The following is a 16,966-nucleotide window of genomic DNA, read 5'->3' on the forward strand; positions in this document are numbered from 1 at the left end:
AGGAAATACGAAAATGGCCACTGAAATCACTGTCCCGGCACTGGGTGAATCGGTCACCGAAGGCTCGATCGGCGAATGGCTGAAGCAGCCGGGCGACCCGGTCGCCGTCGACGAACCGATCTGCAGCCTCGAAACCGACAAGGTCGCCGTCGATGTGCCCTCGCCGGTCGCCGGGATCCTGTCCGAACACCGCTTTGCCGTGGGTGACACGGTGGAAGTCGGCGCGGTGATCGCGGTGATCGAGGAAGGCGCGAGCGCGCCTGCCGCTTCGAAGTCGGACACGCCTGCTCCTGCCCCGGCACCTGCTGCCGCCAAGGAAGCCGTTGGCGATGCCGCCGTCACCATGTCGCCTGCGGTGCGCCGCGCGGTGCTGGAACACGGGGTTGACCCCTCCACCATCAAGGGCACCGGCAAGGACGGTCGCCTGACCAAGGAAGACGTGCTGGCCGCAGCCAAGGCCAAGAGCACGCCCGCGCCCACCCCTGCACCCGCAGCCACCGCACCGGCAGCTTCGGCTGCGACCACGGGCGAGCGCCGCGAAGAGCGGGTAAAGATGACGCGGATGCGCCAGACCATCGCCAAGCGGCTGAAGGGCGCGCAGGAAAACGCCGCGCTGCTCACCACTTTCAACGATGTCGACATGTCGGCGGTGATCGAGGCGCGCAACAAGTACAAGGACCTGTTCGCCAAGAAGCATGACATCCGGCTCGGCTTCATGGGTTTCTTCGCCAAGGCGGCCTGCCTCGCGCTGAAGGACGTGCCCGCCGTCAACGCTTACATCGACGGCGACGAGATCGTGTACCACGACTACGTCGATATTTCGGTGGCCGTCAGCGCGCCCAACGGCCTTGTCGTTCCGGTGATCCGCGATTGCCAGGACAAAGGCTTTGCCCGGATCGAGAAAGACATCGCCGATTTCGGCAAGCGCGCCAAGGAAGGCACGCTGACCATGGCCGACATGCAGGGCGGCACTTTCACCATCTCGAACGGCGGCGTGTTCGGATCGCTGATGTCGACTCCGATCATCAACCCGCCGCAGTCTGCGGTGCTGGGCCTGCACCGGATCGAAGACCGCCCGGTCGTGGTCGATGGCCAGATCGTGATCCGCCCGATGATGTACATCGCCCTGTCCTACGACCACCGCCTGATCGACGGGCGCGAGGCCGTGACCGCGCTCAAGATCATCAAGGAAGCGATCGAAGATCCGACCCGGATGCTGATCGACCTGTAAGGTCAAACCGATGCGCCCGCCGTGGGAAGTCGAGCCTGAAAAGTTCGCCGACAAATTCTGGATGGTCGCAATGAGCGACTATCTGGAGGAGTGGCGGAACTGGTTCACCAATCTCGGCGACGCGCAGCAGGACGAATACAAGGCCGCTCACTCCCCGCCTGAGGCGTGTGGCGGTATGTTCTATGACACGTTTGGCGTGCCGCGATACGACCCGGTAGCCTACGCCGATAGCCACCGCGACGAAGAGGGATTGCTGCCCCCTCCGTGGGTCTATGCGCCAGACATTCCGCGTGGCTCCATCGGTTGGCGCATGGGGCATGGCGAGGATTACTGGCACGTCTTCTTCGATTGGCTCCGCTCGCTTCCCCCGGAGGATCAGCAACGGGTAAAGGCGAAATATCCCGAACCCGCGCCAGAAACTGTCAGGAAGGGTCTGCCGTGGCAGGGCATCTATGAAGCCCATCTCAATCCGCAGGAAGGACAAGCCCGCGCATTCTTCGACAAGATGAAGTTCGACGAGCGCCGCTACGCTGATTTCCTGCGCGATCGCTTCCCCGAATTCTGGGCGCGCTTTGGCGGGATGCCCGATGTAGCGGGCAAGCGCGTGATCGATTTCGGTTGCGGACGTGGCGGCATGGTGCAGCGGATGATGGAAGCCGGCGCGGACAGCGCACTGGGGATCGAGCTCAACCAGTCCTATGTCGATTTTGCCAACTGGAAAGTCGCCAGCCAATGGGACGGGCGCGTGCGGTTTGCCTGTCAGGACATCCGCGAGATGGATGTCGAACCCGCCGATATCGTTACCTCCGTTGACGTGATGGAGCACGTGATGGACTTGTCCGAAACGCTCGCCAAGGTCGTCGACGCGTGCAAGCCGGGCGGGGAACTCTTCATCGGTTTCGCACCCTTGTGGTATTCCCCTTTCGGCCATCACCGACTGATGGAAACCCGCATCCCATGGGCGCATCTGCCGCGCGGCAACCGCGCCTTCCTGGACAGGCTGGTGGACGATGACGGCAATTCGCCCGAGACGATCCAGGAACTGGGCTTTAGCGGGGCGACGCCAGCCGATTTCCGCGCCGCGCTCAAAGGATTGCCGGTGGAGATCGTCTCCGCCCGCCGCAATGTCGCAAGCCACCCGCTCAAGGCATTGGCGCTGAAGGCGATGCTGATACCTTCGATCATACCCGCGCTCGAAAAATATGTGACAGTGGGCATTTACTGGCACTTGCGGCGCAAGAAATGACAACAGTTTGGCCGAAAGTAGCAATGGCACTTGCGGCCTTCATTGCCTACATGGGCACCGGACGAAAACACACGCCATAGAAAACGGGATCATTCGAACCATGGCCGAACACTCCTACGACTACGATTGCCTTGTCATCGGCGCTGGCCCGGGCGGCTATGTCGCCGCGATCCGCGCCGCGCAGCTGGGTCTGAAGACCGCCTGCGTCGAAAGCCGCGAAACGCTGGGCGGAACTTGCCTCAACGTCGGCTGCATCCCGTCCAAGGCGCTGCTGCATGGTTCGGAACTGTTCGAGGAAGCCGAAGGCGGTCACTTCGCCACTTGGGGCATCACCGCCAAGCCGACGCTCGACCTCGGTAAGATGATGGCCGAAAAGACCAAGGCCGTGGGCGAGCTGACGGGCGGGATCGAATTCCTGTTCAAGAAGAACAAGGTCACCTGGCTGAAAGGCCACGCCGCGTTCGAAGACGCGCACAGCGTGAAGGTGGGCGATCAGACCGTCACTGCAAAAGACATCGTCATCGCCACCGGATCGAGCGTCACCCCCCTGCCCGGCGTCGAAGTCGACAATGCGGCAAAGCGGATCGTCGATTCGACCGGCGCGCTTGAGCTGGAAGAAGTGCCCGAGCACCTCGTCGTGATCGGCGGCGGTGTGATCGGCCTCGAACTGGGTAGCGTGTGGCGCCGTCTGGGCGCGAAAGTCACCGTGGTCGAATTCCTCGACCAGCTGCTCCCCGGCATGGACGGCGAAGTGCGCAAGGAAGCGCACAAGATCTTCAAGAAGCAGGGCATGGAAATGATGCTCGGCCACAAGGTCACCGGTGCCAAGGCCGACAAGAAGGGCGTGAAGCTCACGGTCGAAAAATCTGCCGGCGGCGATGAACAGGTGATCGAAGCAAGCCACGTGCTGGTCGCCATCGGCCGCCGCCCGAACACCGAAGGGCTGGCGCTCGACAAGGCGGGCCTGCAGGTCAACAACCGCGGCCAGATCGAGATCGACCACGATTTCCGCACCAAGATCGACGGCATCTGGGCCATCGGCGACGTGGTGCCCGGCCCGATGCTGGCGCACAAAGCCGAGGATGAAGGCATTGCGGTTGCCGAAAACATCTCAGGGCTGACCGGCATAGTGAACCACGATGTGATCCCCAGCGTCGTCTACACCGCCCCCGAAATCGCAGGCGTCGGCCTGACCGAAGAAGAGGCCAAGGAACGCGGCAGCGTGAAAGTCGGTAAGTTCCCGATGATGGCCAACAGCCGCGCCAAGGCAAACCGCGACACCGACGGCTTCGTCAAGGTGATCGCCGATGCCGAAACCGATCGCGTCGTGGGCGTGTGGATGATCAACAGCCTTGCCGGCACGATGATCGCACAGGCCGCGCAGGCGATGGAATTCGGCGCGACGTCCGAAGACATCGCCTACACCTGCCACGCGCACCCCACCCACGCCGAAGCCTTCAAGGAAGCGGCAATGGCGGTGCAGGGCAAGCCGATCCATATGTGAATTGATCCCTCCCCCGGCTTTGCCTAGACCCCAAGGCCGAGGGGAGAATTCACAATATGGCCTATCCGAAACTGACCGACAAACCGGGGATGCTCGAAACCGCGGCGGCGATCCGCAGCGGCGCGATGAGTGTCGCCGAAGCGGTCGATGCCGCGATTACCCGGATCGAGCATTACGATGCCGAGATCGACGCGCTTGCCGTGCCCGATTTCGAACGCGCGGCAGCAACGGCCATGGCCATGGATGCGCGCGGCCCGGTGGGTGACCAGCCGTTGTTCGGCGTGCCGATGACGGTCAAGGAAAGCTTCGATGTCGAAGGGCTGCAAAGCTGCTGGGGTCATGAACGGCTGACCGATTACATCGCGCCGCGCGACAGCGAGCTTGTCCGGCGGTTGAAAGCGGCAGGCGTGGTGATCATCGGAAAGACCAATGTCCCTGTCGACCTCACCGATTGGCAGAGCGTCAACCCGGTCTATGGCCGCACCAACAATCCGCATGATACATCGCGTTCTCCGGGCGGATCGTCGGGCGGCAGCGCGGCGGCGGTCGCCAGCGGCATGGTGGCGGGGGAATATGGCACCGACATCGGCGGCTCAGTGCGGGTTCCGGCGCATTTCTGCGGGGTCTGGGGCCACAAGACGACATGGGGGCTGGTATCGAAGCAGGGCCATGATCACCCGATGATGGCGCGTCGCCCCGGCTTTGTCGCCGCGCATGACGGCGCGCTTTCCATCGCCGGGCCGCTGGCCCGCAACGCCGACGATCTCGCGATCCTGACTCAGGTGGGCGCGCAATACGCGCTTTCACGCAGGGGCAAGCCGCTGAAGCAATGCCGCCTGCTGGCTATCACCGAATATCCCGGCTGCCCCGTCGATGCGAGCGTATCCGAACCGACCGAAGCGGCGATCGCGGCGCTGATCGCGGCGGGTATCTCGGTTGACCGTGCCAGCGATCTGATCCCCGATCTCGCCGCGCAACAGGGCCATTACATGCGGATGCTCAACACCGCGATGGCGCGCGGTGCGCCCGCGCCCAATGGCAAGCGCGCCAGTGCGACCGACTGGTTCGACCTGCTCGACGCGCAGGCCGCCAATGAATTCGAATGGGCGCGCCTGTTCGAAACCTACGACTTCGTGCTTGCCCCGCCCGCCCCGGTGCTGGCGGTGCCGCACAACGAGAAGCGCGTGTTCGACAGCACGATCCGCGTCAACGGGCAGGACATTCCGGGTGCAGCCGGGCTTGCCTGGGCGGGGCTTGCCACCTTCCCCAACCTTCCGGCCACGGTCCTGCCCATCGGCAGCGGCCATTACGAAGGGTCACAGCTTCCCTGCGGAATGCAGGTCATGGGGCCGCGCATGAGCGACCTCGACTGCATCCACGCCGCCGGAGAAATCGGTAAAATCTTGCACGGCTGACCGGCATTCGTCATGGCGGGCGCCATGGCAAACAAACCCATCATGCAGCGTCTCGCCAAATGGCATATCTGGCTGGGCTGGCTGGTAGGCGTTCCGATCGCGATGTGGACCGCGACCGGCCTGTTCATGGTCGTCAAGCCGATTGACGAGGTGCGCGGCAATCACCTGCGCCTGCCGGTCGAGCAGCAGGCGCTGATCATCGCCGGCAGCGATCTGGCGACGCCTGACGCACAGCTGGCAGAGATCACGATGCGGATGCAGGATGGCCGCGCGGTGGCGATCCTGACAACGCTTGATGGCGTGACGAGCCGGGTCGATGTGGACAGCGGGGCGCCTATCCCGGCCCTCGATGCACCAGAGGCGCGGGCCATCGCGGCGGAACGGATCGCGGGCGGAGACAAGGTGCGCAGCGTCACCTTCTTCGACGCCGACGAAGTGCCGTTCGATTTCCGTCGCCCGATGCCCGTCTGGCAGATCGCGCTGGAGGACGGCGCGCATGTCTATATCGGCCGCGACACCGGAGAGATCGAGGCAGTTCGCACCAGCTGGTGGCGGTGGTTCGACTTCATGTGGGGGCTGCACATCATGGATCTGTCGGAACGTGAGGATACCAGCCATCCGATCCTCATCCTGTTCGCGGCCCTTTCACTGGCGGGTACCTTGTTCGGCTGCGTGCTGATGTTCCGCCGCCGCAAAGCCAGGGTAACGGCTCCCGCGGCATGAACGAAACTGTCCTTACCCCGATCCTGGACTTGCTCGACATCGTCGGGATTGCCGTTTTCGCGCTGTCAGGCGCACTGGTCGCGGCCAAGGAACGGCAGACCTTCGTCACGATGGGCTTCTTCGCGCTGGTGACGGGCGTTGGCGGGGGCACAGTGCGCGATCTGCTGATCGATGCGCCGGTGTTCTGGATCACCGATCCCTGGGTTGCGGCGGTGTGCCTTGGAACGGCGCTGATCGCGTGGTTCACCCCGGTCCGCATCTGGGAGGGCAAGCTGCTCGATTATGCCGACGGGATCGGGCTCGCCGCCTATGCCGTGCTCGGCAGCGCGAAAGCCATCGCCTATGGCATCCCGCCCGTGCCCGCTGCGCTGATGGGCGTGATCACCGGCTGTGTCGGCGGGGTGATCCGCGATGTCGTGGCCGGGCGGCCTTCGATCATCATGCAGCCCGAACTCTATGTCACCGCCGCCGCTCTCACTGCGACGATTACGGTCGCCGGAATGCAAGTCGCTCCCATGCTAGGCCTGCCCGACTGGGCGGTGTGGAGCATGGCGTTTGCTTGCGGTTTCGCGCTGCGTGCAGCGGCGATCCGGTTCGAGCTGGGATTGCCCAGCTATGGAGACGGGAAAGAGGGGAGCGCTACCGAGAGCACTCCTCCCTCCTCCTCCACGAATCAGTCCTGATAGGTTTCGCCCGGCACCGGGCCGCCGGGATAGGCCGGCATATTGTCCGAAGTCAGCGGGACAAGCGGCTGCCGGTCATTTGCGGCATAGGGCTGTCCGCCCAGCGCGCCACGTGCGTCGGCATAGCTTTGATCAGACCATTGGCCGTCAGCAGCGGAGCCTGAAAAGCCGCCGTAATCGATATCGGAAATGCGCCCGCTGTTGTCGATCTGGCAGGTGAAGCCCGATCCGTTGAACAGCGTGCCGGTGACAACCCAGCCCTGCGCGATGCGGCTTGCGCCATCGACACTGTCGACCCGCACATCACGCTCTATTTCGTTGAGGCATTGCGAGACCGCATTGTCGATCCCCGAACCGCCGGTGGTGCTGCGATTGGTGCGACGGTTTTCGGGGCGGTAATCATAGTCGCGATCATTCCGAACCCGCTCACGCTCCACCACGACAACTTCGCGATCACGGCGGCGGTTGTTGTTGTTCGCCGCGCTGGCAATCGCCGCGATCCCGCCAAGCACCAGCACGCCCGCCAGCACATCGCCTCCGCGAATGCCACGGCGGTGCCCGCGCCAGCATCCGCGCCAGCCACAGCGCCGCCATTCGGCGTTCTGCGCATCGGCATCATAGGTGCTGGCACCGAAAGCGCCGCCCTGCCCGTCTGCAAATTGCGCGTGGATTGCATTTGAATAGCCGAAGGCGCCGCCGACAGCGGTTTCAGCGGCCATGGCCTGTGCCGGAGTGAACGCGAGCGATGCCGCGGCAACGAAACCGGCATATCCGGCCAAGCGGGTGTGGTGAGCCATGAATGCTCCCTCCTGTTTCTCAATTGTGCGAGAGCGCCCACCATTCGCTCAATGATGGGCGCAAAGTTAGGCGGTCCAGGCTTACGCTTGCCTGAACCGCCTTGGTTGTGATGCCGGGTTATCCACCGCGATCAGCGCAGGCCCCGGATGTTGTCAAAGTCGATGTCGACGATCCGACCGCGCCGGATGTCGCAGCTGAAGCGGCCCCGGTCGACTCCGCGACCCCAGCGATAGCCGTCGGCCACTTCGATCCGGCCTTCGATTTCCCAGCCGCGCCGTTCGCGGTCGACATCGCGGATGCTCGTCACCTGAGCGTAGCGGAAGCCGTTGCGGCGCGCTTCACGCTCGACCGCGTTGACGCAGCGCTGAACCGCGCGATCAGGGTGGCCACCGCGATAGTTGAAGCGATTGCCATAGTGGCGATCATTGTAGTGCCGGTCGCGATAGCGGCGATCATCATAACGGCGATCATTGTAGCGGCGATCGTCATAGCGGCGGTCGCGATCACCATCGAAGGCTCCGGCCAACGCGGCGATGCCACCGATGACAACGGCTCCGGCGATCACATCGCCGGCGTCGATACCGCCACGGTCGCGGTTGCGATCTCCTGCCATGGCAGGGGTTGCCGACGCCAGGGCCATCGCGCCAGCCGCGACAGTCCCGAGCGTGGCCTTGGTGATGGTCTTTTTCAGATCAGTCATTTCGGTTCATCCTCGGGTTTTCAGTGGCGGAAGAATTTCCGTTCACTGTGAAGCCGTTTTAGATGAACGATTCTGAGGTGATTCTGACCGAGGCTTGCAGCGGACATTCAGGTTACTCGCATTTTACCTGAACGCTATTCAGGAAGCGCAGCCAGCACATCGCGGGTGAAAGCGGCAATGTCGAAGCGGTTGCCCGCCGGATCCTCACCGCGCCGCACGATCACGACATTGCGGCTCGGCACGACGACGACATATTGCCCGCGATTGCCAAAAGCGGCGAAGGTATCGGGCGGAATGCCCTCCGACTTGTTCATCAGCCACCAGCCCGCACCATAGCCGAACGGCCCGTCCGGCTGAGGGCCGCTGGGGGTGGAGATATATTCGACCCAACCTTCGGGCAGAATGCGTTCGCCCGAGGGAAGAACACCATCGTTGAGATGGAGTTGGCCAAGATCAGCAAGATCGGACGCGGTCGACCAGACCTGGCTGGAAAGGATGTAGTCCCCCGCCCAATCCGTCTCGGCAACGGTGTGATCCATCCCGACCGCCTTGAAGAATGCCGCGGGGTCGAAATCCGCGTCCCGATCCGAGATCGCCTTGACCGCCATCAGCGTATCGTTGTTGGCGTAGCGGAACTGTGTCCCCGGCATGTGGATCAGCGGCCAGTCGGTTGCCGTCTCCTCGACAGTGGAGCCGCCCGCGTAGAGTGGGTCGGTGCGGTTGCCGGGAGTGTCGGAATACCTGCCCGAAGCCATCCGGAGGAGATGATCGACGGTAATCGCACGTCGGGCATCACGTTGCCACTCCTCGCGACCAGTTCTGTCTTTGACGTCGAGCAGACCTCGATGGGCTGCAACCCCGACCAACGTTGCTGCGATGCTCTTGGCGACTGACCATGTCCGCTGAGGAGTCTCGTTATCAAAACCGGCAGTATATCGAGCGGACTCTACAAGACCGTTGCCCTCCCGATTGATGCGCACCAGCGCCGCGGTAGTGCGCGTGCCCTCGCCATACTTGTCCTCATGCGCGTCGGCGAGAACCTGATCGATTGCAGTGGGTTTGTAGGGCGGAGCCTTGCCGCCGCCCTCGATCACGAAGTTAAAGCTCGCGGGCTCGTTCGCCTTATCGGTATCGGATGATTGCTCTGATCCGAGTACTGCCGTCTCCGGCATGCTCGGCGCGAGGCCGATGGGGGCAAGCCTGCATCCGTCACCGCGCTCCGCATCGGCAAAGCGGGGCGGCATATCGTCAGTCCAGTCAACCTCGACATGGGTGATGTATCCATCCGCATCGCGCAGCACTCGATAATCCAGATCGCGCACGATGGGATCAATGGCTGAGTAGACCCCGGTCAGCTCCCATTCGTGCACGCTTCCTTCCGTTCGCACCGCACCGTTGCGCTCCGCATTGGCAATCGCACCGCACAGGAACAGCGCCTTGTACCCGGCTGCGAGCGCGCGGTTGTAGCGTTCGTCGAGCTGGTCCTGCGCGGACTGGGCGGAGGTGGGGCCGCAGCCGAAGACGAGGCTGGCGGCGGCTATCGCAACGAGGGATTTCTTCATCCCGCCTTCTTGCCATGCGCAGCGCAAAAGAAAAGGGCCGGCGGATCGCTCCACCGGCCCTTCGAATTTCGCTTGGCGAAAACGCTTACGCGTCTTCGTATTCGCTGGTTTCCACCGGGCCCGAATCCTGGCCCTTGGCGTCGACATCGCGGTCAACCAGTTCGATCACGGCCATCGGAGCGGCGTCGCTTGCGCGCAGGCCGGCCTTGATCACGCGGGTGTAGCCGCCGTCGCGGTCGCTGTAACGCTCAGCCAGAACGTCGAACAGCTTCTTCAGCTGGGTTTCGTCGCCCAGACGGCTCATGGCGAGACGACGGTTCGAAAGGCCGCCGCGCTTTGCCAGCGTGATCAGCTTTTCGATGTAGGGGCGCAGTTCCTTGGCCTTAGGGGCCGTGGTGATGATCTGCTCGTGCTTGATCAGCGCGGCCGACATGTTGCGGAACATGGCGGTGCGGTGACCCGACTTGCGACCAAGCTTACGCTGAGAAATTCCGTGACGCATATTCTTTTACTCCGTTCGAAAAGGGGCCGTTTCAGGTACCCCAGTGCTGGCGGCGCTTATGGTGCGCCGCCGGTACCAGTTCAGCCGAGCAGCTCTTGTTCGAGCTTCTTGGCCATTTCCTCGATGTTCTCAGGCGGCCATCCGGGGATGTCCATGCCGAGGCGCAGGCCCATGCTGCTGAGAACTTCCTTGATCTCGTTGAGCGACTTGCGACCGAAGTTCGGCGTGCGCAGCATCTCGGCTTCGGTCTTCTGGACCAGATCGCCGATGTAGATGATGTTGTCGTTCTTGAGGCAGTTGGCCGAACGCACCGAAAGCTCCAGCTCGTCGACCTTCTTGAGCAGGTAACGGTTGAGCTGGTTGGCGTCGTCTTCCTGCGGCGTGGCAGCGTGGCCGATCATGGCCGACTGCGGCTGCGGGATGCCGTCTTCGAAGTGGACGAACAGCGTCAGTTGGTCCTGCAGGATGCGCGCGGCATAGGCCACGGCGTCTTCAGGGGTGACGGTGCCATCGGTTTCGACGGTCAGCGACAGCTTGTCATAGTCGAGTTCCTGGCCAACGCGGGCGTTTTCGACCTTGTAGCTGACCTGACGCACCGGCGAATACAGCGAGTCGACCGGGATGAGGCCGATCGGCGCATCAACCGGACGGTTCTGCACTGCGGGCGAGTAGCCCTTGCCGGTGTCGGCGGTGAGTTCCATGTTCAGCGTCGCGCCTTCATCGAGGTGGCACAGGACGAGATCCTTGTTCATCACTTCGATGTCGCCGGTAACGGCGATGTCGCCAGCCTTGACGGTTGCCGGGCCGGTCATGGAAAGCTGCAGGCGCTTGGGGCCTTCGCCTTCCATCTTGAGCGCGATCTGCTTCACGTTCAGCACGATGTCGGTCACGTCTTCGCGCACGCCGGCGAGCGACGAGAATTCGTGGAGGACGTTTTCGATCTTGATCGAGGTGATCGCTGCGCCCTGAAGCGAGCTCAGAAGCACGCGGCGCAGGGCATTGCCGAGCGTCAGGCCAAAGCCGCGCTCAAGCGGTTCGGCTACGAAGGTGGCCTTGCGCTGCTTGTCGCCGCCATCCTTGATTTCAAGAGCGTTGGGTTTCTTGAGTTCCTGCCAGTTCTTCATATTGACGGACATGGATTTCCCCTAGTTCGCTTACGTAAGCGGTTCAGTGTTGTGGGCGGGCCGGCGACGCTCGTCAGCGTCATGCCAGTCCGTTCGGGAAGCGGCGCTCGGATCATCCGGCGCCGCCCCTTGATCGGTCAGACGCGGCGACGCTTGGACGGACGCACGCCGTTGTGCGGGATCGGCGTCACGTCACGGATCGAAGTGATGTTGAAGCCGACCGCTGCAAGACCGCGCAGCGCGCTTTCACGGCCCGAACCGGGGCCCTTCACTTCGACTTCGAGGGTGCGGACGCCGTGTTCGGCTGCCTTCTTGCCGGCGTCGTCGGCAGCAACCTGCGCTGCATACGGGGTCGACTTACGGCTACCCTTGAAGCCCATCATCCCTGCCGAGGACCAGCTGATAGCATTGCCCTGAGCATCGGTGATGGTGATCATGGTGTTGTTGAAGCTGGCGTTGATGTGCGCAACGCCGCTGGTGATGTTCTTCCTGTCGCGGCGCCTTACTTTGCCGGGTTCGCGTGCCATTGTTCCAGTTCCTTATAAATGCGGAAAAAGGGAAAAGCCTCTGGTCGAAACCAGTGCTTACTTCTTCTTCCCTGCAATCGGCTTGGCCTTGCCCTTGCGGGTACGGGCGTTGGTGTGCGTGCGCTGGCCGCGAACGGGCAGGCCGTTACGGTGACGCAGGCCGCGATACGAGCGGAGGTCCATCAAGCGCTTGATGTTCATCGCGGTGTTGCGACGAAGATCGCCTTCGACGGTGTAGTCCGCGTCGATCGTTTCGCGGATACGCAGGACTTCCTCATCGGTGAGATCCTGAACGCGCGCGGTGTGCGGGATGCCAAGCTTGTCGGCGATCTGGACAGCCGTGGTGCGGCCAATTCCGTGAATGTAGGTGAGCGCGATGATAACGCGCTTGTTGGTGGGGATGTTTACCCCGGCAATACGAGCCACTTAATTCTCCATGCTCCACAGGGGCTTTGGCCTTGGGGCCACCCCTATCTCGACGCTAAAAACACCCGGCACGAACAAGACCGATGCTTAAACAGCAAAAGTCCGGTTGGCACACCGCATACGGGCAGTGCCTGCCGGACTGGACTCGAACGTGTCGAATGAACGGCGCGCTTACGGTGATTCGAGTGATCCGTCAACCGTTGCACACGCTGATTTGTCCGAGCCGCCCATATGGGCCGCTGCGGCACGCTTTCAACCTGGGTAATACACCTTGCCCCCGCCTGTCAAAACGGGAAGCGGCAGGCGCGCCCAATACCTAACTGCCCGGCTCGCTGGCCAGATCGTCAAACGCCTCGTCAACGCTGGGGCCGCGAGGCTCCTCCGTCTCGATAACCGCTTCGGGATCGATCGTGATGGGGGCCTCCCCCTCCACGTCGGGCACAGTCTCAGTTTCCGACTCAGGCTCGGGCTCAGGCTCAGGAGCAACAACCTGCGAAGGCACCTTGGGAGCAACGACCTGACCCAGCAGTTCGGAAAGACGCGTGAGTTGCAGTGTCATCACGCCGTCAACCGCAGTCGAGATCACCGGCACCGGATAGCGCATCTTGCCGCCGACATTGTATTCCCAGACGATGCGCGTGCCCTCGCCCTGCTCCGTTTCGACCTTGCTGATCGCGATCGTCAGGACACCTGTCACCGGCTCGCTTTGCAAGGGACCAAGCGCTCCGCTCATCCGCAGGGCAACTTCGGGATAGGCCTGGATCACGCGCATATGCTCGACACTGCCTTCGAGCGTGATGCGTGCGTTGTCCTGAACTTCGGGAATGCGTTCGCAGAAACAGCCGCCGGCTTGCGGGGTGAGTGTCAGATTGGCGGCATCGGCTGACCAGGTATGCTCGCTCGACCACCACCGCGCCGGGCTGATCAGGGCAAGCCAGGTCGCCTTGGGATCTGCCTCCACCACCGCCTCGTTGCGGGTGACGAAGTGATCCTCGTCAGCCTGCACCACTTCGGCCCACGCAGGCGAAGCAGTGGCAGCCATAGCCGCACCGGCCAGAAACATTGTTGATTTACGCAAGATCGCGTCCTCCTCGTCCCCTGCTGACTAGGGGATAAGGCAGAAGCTGGAAAGCCCGGATCGGTTATCCGGCGAGCACTGCATCCACAGCGGCGGCCACTTCGTCGATCCCGGCCATCCCGTCGACCCGCGTGACGATCCCGCGCGCTTCGTAACCCGGCAAAATCGGCGCGGTCTTGGCGCGGTATTCATCCATACGGGTGCGTACGGTTTCCTCATTGTCGTCGGGGCGACGCTTGAACTCGGTCGAGCCGCAATTGTCGCACACGCCTTCCTTTGAGGGCGGATTGGCGGTGTCATGATAGAGCGCGCCGCAATTGCCGCAGGAGAACCGACCGGTGATCCGCTCGACCAGAGCGTCCACATCGACTTCCAGTTCGATCACGTGATCGAGCGTGCGGCCATGTTTCGCCAGCAGCGCATCGAGTTGATCTGCCTGCGCCGCCGTGCGCGGGTATCCGTCAAAGATCGCGCCTTGCGCCGCATCCATGCCGGCAAGGTTTTCGTCGATCAGTGCGGACACGATGTCGTCGGAAACCAGTTCCCCGCGATCCATCACCGCCTTGGCTTCGATCCCGACAGGGGTCTGCGCCTTCACGGCCGCACGGAGCATGTCTCCGGTGGAAAGCTGCTTCATGCCGTGGCGCTCGACCAGACCGGCGCTCTGAGTGCCTTTGCCTGCCCCGGGAGGGCCAAGAAGAATGATGTTCACGAAAAACAACCCCCTTTTGACGCGCGAATCGATTGGGCGTCCGCGCGCTTATGTGTGCCTGATCAGCACTCCATGCGTCAGCGCATGCGGCCTTTCAACTTAGCCTTCTTGATTAGATCGCCATACTGGTGGGCAAGCAGATGCGACTGCACCTGGCTGATGGTATCCACCGTCACGTTGACGACGATCAGAAGGCTGGTTCCGCCAAGGAACAACGGGATGCCGGTTTGTGCGATCATGTATTCGGGGACGATGCAAACGATGGTGAGATACATCGCGCCGACCACGGTGATCCGGGTGAGGACGTATTCCAGATAATCGGCGGTCCGCTTGCCCGGGCGAACGCCGGGAATGAAGCCGCCATTCTTCTTGAGGTTCTCTGCATTGTCCTCGGGGTCGAAAACGACCGCGGTGTAGAAGAAGCAGAAGAACACGATCAGGACGGAATACAGTGCGATGTAGATCGGCTGACCATGCGCCAGATATTGGTTGAGCGTCACGATCGTCGAACCGACGCCGCTGGTGGTGTCCACCGAACTGCCCGCGAATTGCGAGATAGTCAGCGGCAGAAGCAGCAGCGAGCTGGCGAAGATCGGGGGAATAACGCCTGCGGTGTTCAGCTTGAGCGGGAGGTAGGAATTTTCCGCCTGCATCATGCCGCGCTGGGTCGCGCGCTTGGGATACTGGATCAACAGCCGCCGCTGTGCACGCTCGACAAAGCTGATGAGAAGGATCAGCACGACGACCATCAGGATGAAGCCGATGATGATGCCCGGCGCGATGGAGCCGGTGCGGCCGCCTTCGAACAGGTTGGTGGCGTATGTCGGGAACTGGGCGACGATGCCCGCCATGATGATGAGCGAAACGCCGTTGCCGATCCCGCGCGAGGTGATTTGCTCACCCAGCCACAGCAGGAACATGGTGCCGCCGACAAGGCTGATGACCGCGCCGACACGGAAGCCGTAGCCGGGGTTCACAACCGCCGCGATACCCTGCGAACTGGCGAAGCTTTCAAGTCCCGTAGCCAGGAACCAGCCCTGGATCGCGCACAGGAAAACGGTGCCGTAACGGGTATACTGGTTGAGCTTTTGCCGCCCGGTCGCGCCCTCTTTCTTGAGCGCGGCGAGCGTGGGATGCAGTGCCGATGCCATCTGCACCACGATCGACGCAGTGATGTAAGGCATGACGCCAAGCGCGATGAGGCTCATGTTCGACAGCGCGCCGCCGGTGAACATGTTGAACATGTCGATGATGCCGCCCTGCGTCTGGGCAGCCAGCTCGTCCAGCGCCTTGGGGTTGACCCCCGGAAGCGGCACAAAGCTGAGGAAGCGGAAAACGATCAGTGCACCGATGGTGAACCAGATGCGTTGGCGCAATTCGGTGGCCTGGGCGAAATTGCCGAGGTTGAGATTGCTGGCGATATTATCGGCGCGTGATGCCATGTCTGTCGATCGATCCTGGATTTGAGGCCGCTCAATCTCGGCCACGTCCCGCAAGATAGGTAGCCGGGGCGGGAATGTCGAACCCCTCGCCCATGAAATTCACCATCCCGGCATTTCCGCCCTTGTCAGGCGGAGCGCCGGGATGGGGATATTCCGATTATTCGGCGTCTGCCGAAGCCTTGGCCGGAGCGGTCACTTCGACGCTGCCGCCAGCCTTCTCGACGGCCGCAATCGCGCCCTTGGTCGCGCCGGTGACGACGAACTTGACCTTGGCTGAGATCTCGCCCTTGCCGAGCAGACGCACGCCGTCCTTGCCACCGCGGACCAGACCGGCCTCGCGCAGGACTTCTTCGGTGATGTCCTTCTTGGCATCGACCTTCTTGGCATCGATGAACTTCTGGACCATGCCGATGTTCACTTCGGCGAAATCCTTGCCGAACGGGTTGTTGAAGCCGCGCTTCGGCAGGCGCATGTGCAGCGGCATCTGACCGCCTTCAAAGCCCTTGATCGCCACGCCCGAACGGCTCTTCTGGCCCTTCTGACCGCGTGCCGAGGTCTTGCCCTTGCCCGAGCCGATACCACGGCCCACACGCATGCGGCCCTTGCGGGCACCGGAATTGTCACGGATGTCGTTGAGTTTCATTGTGTGCACTCGCTTTCGCTTTCTGACGGCCCCACCACGGGGCTACGCGCTATGGAAGTGGCGCCCCTAGCGAAGGAGAGGCTGCGGTGCAAGGGGCAATCGGGAATGAAGGCCCGATTGCCCGATCCGGTGCGCAAGTCACCGCCCGTACACGCCAATGCCGTAATAACACGGTTCGACCCTGCAGGTGACCATGCGAGCGCGGATCGTGAAACGCGCGTTGCGGATCGGCGTCACCTCGACGATCGGCGTGTCATCGACCAGAACGTCTTCATCGATCAGATTGTTGTTTTCGTCATACAGCCACAGATCGATGTCGGAGCAATCGCTGTCACACTGCCCGATGATCATGTAGCTAGTGCCCGCATCGAGATCGAGCGTGACATTCTTGTCCTGGCCTTCGTTCAGCTGACCATTGTAGCGCGAATGCGTCGAACTGTAGCCATTCTGCTTGGCGAGCCGCTCGGCGGCGTTCAGCAGGCTGGAAACAAGGTCCTGATGCGTGTTCTGCGCCGCCAGCGGCAGCATGACACCACATCCAAGCGCAAGAGCGCCGAGCCCCGACGCCGCGATCCTGAGATTCTTCCTCACGTCATTCCCCCTCACCTTTCCGTCCACGCGCCCCGCCCGACGATTATCACTCCTCACGG

18 protein-coding genes are annotated in these 16,966 nt (G+C 62.5%); 6 read left to right on the plus strand and 12 right to left on the minus strand.

Features of this window, described 5'->3' with window-relative positions; all coding sequences use genetic code 11:
- The first annotated feature begins 13 nt into the window (after window positions 1–13).
- From odhB to AABA34_RS12220, 6 genes are all read left to right on the plus strand, one after another.
- Window positions 14–1,231 (plus strand): 2-oxoglutarate dehydrogenase complex dihydrolipoyllysine-residue succinyltransferase, encoded by a 1,218-nt coding sequence (gene odhB / locus AABA34_RS12195; RefSeq protein ID WP_338302853.1) that lies wholly within the window; start codon window positions 14–16, stop codon window positions 1,229–1,231.
- Between the two features lie 10 nt (window positions 1,232–1,241).
- On the plus strand, window positions 1,242–2,477 hold the full coding sequence (locus AABA34_RS12200) for a class I SAM-dependent methyltransferase (RefSeq protein ID WP_338302854.1): 1,236 nt from the start codon (window positions 1,242–1,244) through the stop codon (window positions 2,475–2,477).
- Window positions 2,478–2,577: 100 nt separating this feature from the next.
- Window positions 2,578–3,981: a dihydrolipoyl dehydrogenase gene (lpdA, locus tag AABA34_RS12205; protein WP_338302855.1), complete on the plus strand. Its 1,404-nt coding sequence runs from the start codon at window positions 2,578–2,580 to the stop codon at window positions 3,979–3,981.
- A 56-nt stretch (window positions 3,982–4,037) separates the two neighbouring features.
- Window positions 4,038–5,396, plus strand: a complete 1,359-nt coding sequence (locus tag AABA34_RS12210) for an amidase family protein (protein WP_338302856.1) — start codon at window positions 4,038–4,040, stop codon at window positions 5,394–5,396.
- A 24-nt stretch (window positions 5,397–5,420) separates the two neighbouring features.
- Window positions 5,421–6,119, plus strand: coding sequence for a PepSY domain-containing protein (locus AABA34_RS12215; protein WP_338302857.1), 699 nt, complete (start codon window positions 5,421–5,423; stop codon window positions 6,117–6,119).
- Window positions 6,116–6,802, plus strand: coding sequence for a trimeric intracellular cation channel family protein (locus AABA34_RS12220; protein ID WP_338302858.1), 687 nt, complete (start codon window positions 6,116–6,118; stop codon window positions 6,800–6,802). The genes AABA34_RS12215 and AABA34_RS12220 overlap by 4 nt, the downstream gene beginning before the upstream one ends.
- Here AABA34_RS12220 and AABA34_RS12225 read toward each other — a convergent pair.
- The 12 genes from AABA34_RS12225 to AABA34_RS12280 form a co-directional block, all read right to left on the minus strand.
- Window positions 6,793–7,599, minus strand: coding sequence for a hypothetical protein (locus AABA34_RS12225; RefSeq protein WP_338302859.1), 807 nt, complete (start codon window positions 7,597–7,599; stop codon window positions 6,793–6,795). The genes AABA34_RS12220 and AABA34_RS12225 overlap by 10 nt on opposite strands.
- A gap of 131 nt (window positions 7,600–7,730) precedes the next feature.
- Window positions 7,731–8,300, minus strand: coding sequence for a hypothetical protein (locus AABA34_RS12230; RefSeq protein ID WP_034954434.1), 570 nt, complete (start codon window positions 8,298–8,300; stop codon window positions 7,731–7,733).
- A 134-nt stretch (window positions 8,301–8,434) separates the two neighbouring features.
- Window positions 8,435–9,862, minus strand: coding sequence for a serine hydrolase domain-containing protein (locus tag AABA34_RS12235; RefSeq protein WP_338302860.1), 1,428 nt, complete (start codon window positions 9,860–9,862; stop codon window positions 8,435–8,437).
- Window positions 9,863–9,947: 85 nt separating this feature from the next.
- Complete coding sequence (rplQ, locus tag AABA34_RS12240; protein ID WP_034954436.1) at window positions 9,948–10,364, minus strand: 50S ribosomal protein L17; 417 nt, start codon at window positions 10,362–10,364, stop codon at window positions 9,948–9,950.
- 80 nt (window positions 10,365–10,444) lie between these two features.
- Window positions 10,445–11,500, minus strand: a complete 1,056-nt coding sequence (locus AABA34_RS12245) for a DNA-directed RNA polymerase subunit alpha (RefSeq protein ID WP_252258111.1) — start codon at window positions 11,498–11,500, stop codon at window positions 10,445–10,447.
- A 125-nt stretch (window positions 11,501–11,625) separates the two neighbouring features.
- Entirely contained in the window at window positions 11,626–12,015 is a 390-nt protein-coding gene (gene rpsK / locus AABA34_RS12250; RefSeq protein WP_007164597.1) for a 30S ribosomal protein S11, read from the minus strand.
- 57 nt (window positions 12,016–12,072) lie between these two features.
- Window positions 12,073–12,441 (minus strand): 30S ribosomal protein S13, encoded by a 369-nt coding sequence (gene rpsM, locus AABA34_RS12255; protein ID WP_034954442.1) that lies wholly within the window; start codon window positions 12,439–12,441, stop codon window positions 12,073–12,075.
- A 316-nt stretch (window positions 12,442–12,757) separates the two neighbouring features.
- A complete protein-coding gene (locus AABA34_RS12260; protein WP_338302862.1) occupies window positions 12,758–13,519 on the minus strand; it encodes an SRPBCC family protein in 762 nt (253 codons plus the stop codon).
- A 64-nt stretch (window positions 13,520–13,583) separates the two neighbouring features.
- Window positions 13,584–14,231 (minus strand): adenylate kinase, encoded by a 648-nt coding sequence (locus AABA34_RS12265; RefSeq protein ID WP_252258113.1) that lies wholly within the window; start codon window positions 14,229–14,231, stop codon window positions 13,584–13,586.
- Window positions 14,232–14,308: 77 nt separating this feature from the next.
- Window positions 14,309–15,673 carry a preprotein translocase subunit SecY gene (secY, locus tag AABA34_RS12270; RefSeq protein WP_338302863.1) on the minus strand — a complete coding sequence of 455 codons (1,365 nt, stop codon included), beginning with the start codon at window positions 15,671–15,673 and terminating at the stop codon, window positions 14,309–14,311.
- A 157-nt stretch (window positions 15,674–15,830) separates the two neighbouring features.
- Entirely contained in the window at window positions 15,831–16,316 is a 486-nt protein-coding gene (gene rplO, locus AABA34_RS12275; RefSeq protein WP_338302864.1) for a 50S ribosomal protein L15, read from the minus strand.
- A 138-nt stretch (window positions 16,317–16,454) separates the two neighbouring features.
- On the minus strand, window positions 16,455–16,907 hold the full coding sequence (locus tag AABA34_RS12280; RefSeq protein ID WP_338302865.1) for a hypothetical protein: 453 nt from the start codon (window positions 16,905–16,907) through the stop codon (window positions 16,455–16,457).
- Between the last annotated feature and the right edge of the window lie 59 nt (window positions 16,908–16,966).

This window comes from Erythrobacter sp. Dej080120_24 (assembly GCF_036322605.1).
Classification (GTDB): Bacteria; Pseudomonadota; Alphaproteobacteria; order Sphingomonadales; family Sphingomonadaceae; genus Erythrobacter; species Erythrobacter aurantius.

What these genes read in the sequence shown, in the direction of transcription:
- odhB (WP_338302853.1), top strand. Translation starts at nt 14, where the DNA reads ATGGCCACTGAAATCACTGTCCCGGCACTGGGTGAATCGGTCACCGAA.
- AABA34_RS12200 (WP_338302854.1), top strand. Translation starts at nt 1,242, where the DNA reads ATGCGCCCGCCGTGGGAAGTCGAGCCTGAAAAGTTCGCCGACAAATTC.
- lpdA (WP_338302855.1), top strand. Translation starts at nt 2,578, where the DNA reads ATGGCCGAACACTCCTACGACTACGATTGCCTTGTCATCGGCGCTGGC.
- AABA34_RS12210 (WP_338302856.1), top strand. Translation starts at nt 4,038, where the DNA reads ATGGCCTATCCGAAACTGACCGACAAACCGGGGATGCTCGAAACCGCG.
- AABA34_RS12215 (WP_338302857.1), top strand. Translation starts at nt 5,421, where the DNA reads ATGGCAAACAAACCCATCATGCAGCGTCTCGCCAAATGGCATATCTGG.
- AABA34_RS12220 (WP_338302858.1), top strand. Translation starts at nt 6,116, where the DNA reads ATGAACGAAACTGTCCTTACCCCGATCCTGGACTTGCTCGACATCGTC.
- AABA34_RS12225 (WP_338302859.1), bottom strand. Translation starts at nt 7,599, where the DNA reads ATGGCTCACCACACCCGCTTGGCCGGATATGCCGGTTTCGTTGCCGCG.
- AABA34_RS12230 (WP_034954434.1), bottom strand. Translation starts at nt 8,300, where the DNA reads ATGACTGATCTGAAAAAGACCATCACCAAGGCCACGCTCGGGACTGTC.
- AABA34_RS12235 (WP_338302860.1), bottom strand. Translation starts at nt 9,862, where the DNA reads ATGAAGAAATCCCTCGTTGCGATAGCCGCCGCCAGCCTCGTCTTCGGC.
- rplQ (WP_034954436.1), bottom strand. Translation starts at nt 10,364, where the DNA reads ATGCGTCACGGAATTTCTCAGCGTAAGCTTGGTCGCAAGTCGGGTCAC.
- AABA34_RS12245 (WP_252258111.1), bottom strand. Translation starts at nt 11,500, where the DNA reads ATGTCCGTCAATATGAAGAACTGGCAGGAACTCAAGAAACCCAACGCT.
- rpsK (WP_007164597.1), bottom strand. Translation starts at nt 12,015, where the DNA reads ATGGCACGCGAACCCGGCAAAGTAAGGCGCCGCGACAGGAAGAACATC.
- secY (WP_338302863.1), bottom strand. Translation starts at nt 15,673, where the DNA reads ATGGCATCACGCGCCGATAATATCGCCAGCAATCTCAACCTCGGCAAT.
- rplO (WP_338302864.1), bottom strand. Translation starts at nt 16,316, where the DNA reads ATGAAACTCAACGACATCCGTGACAATTCCGGTGCCCGCAAGGGCCGC.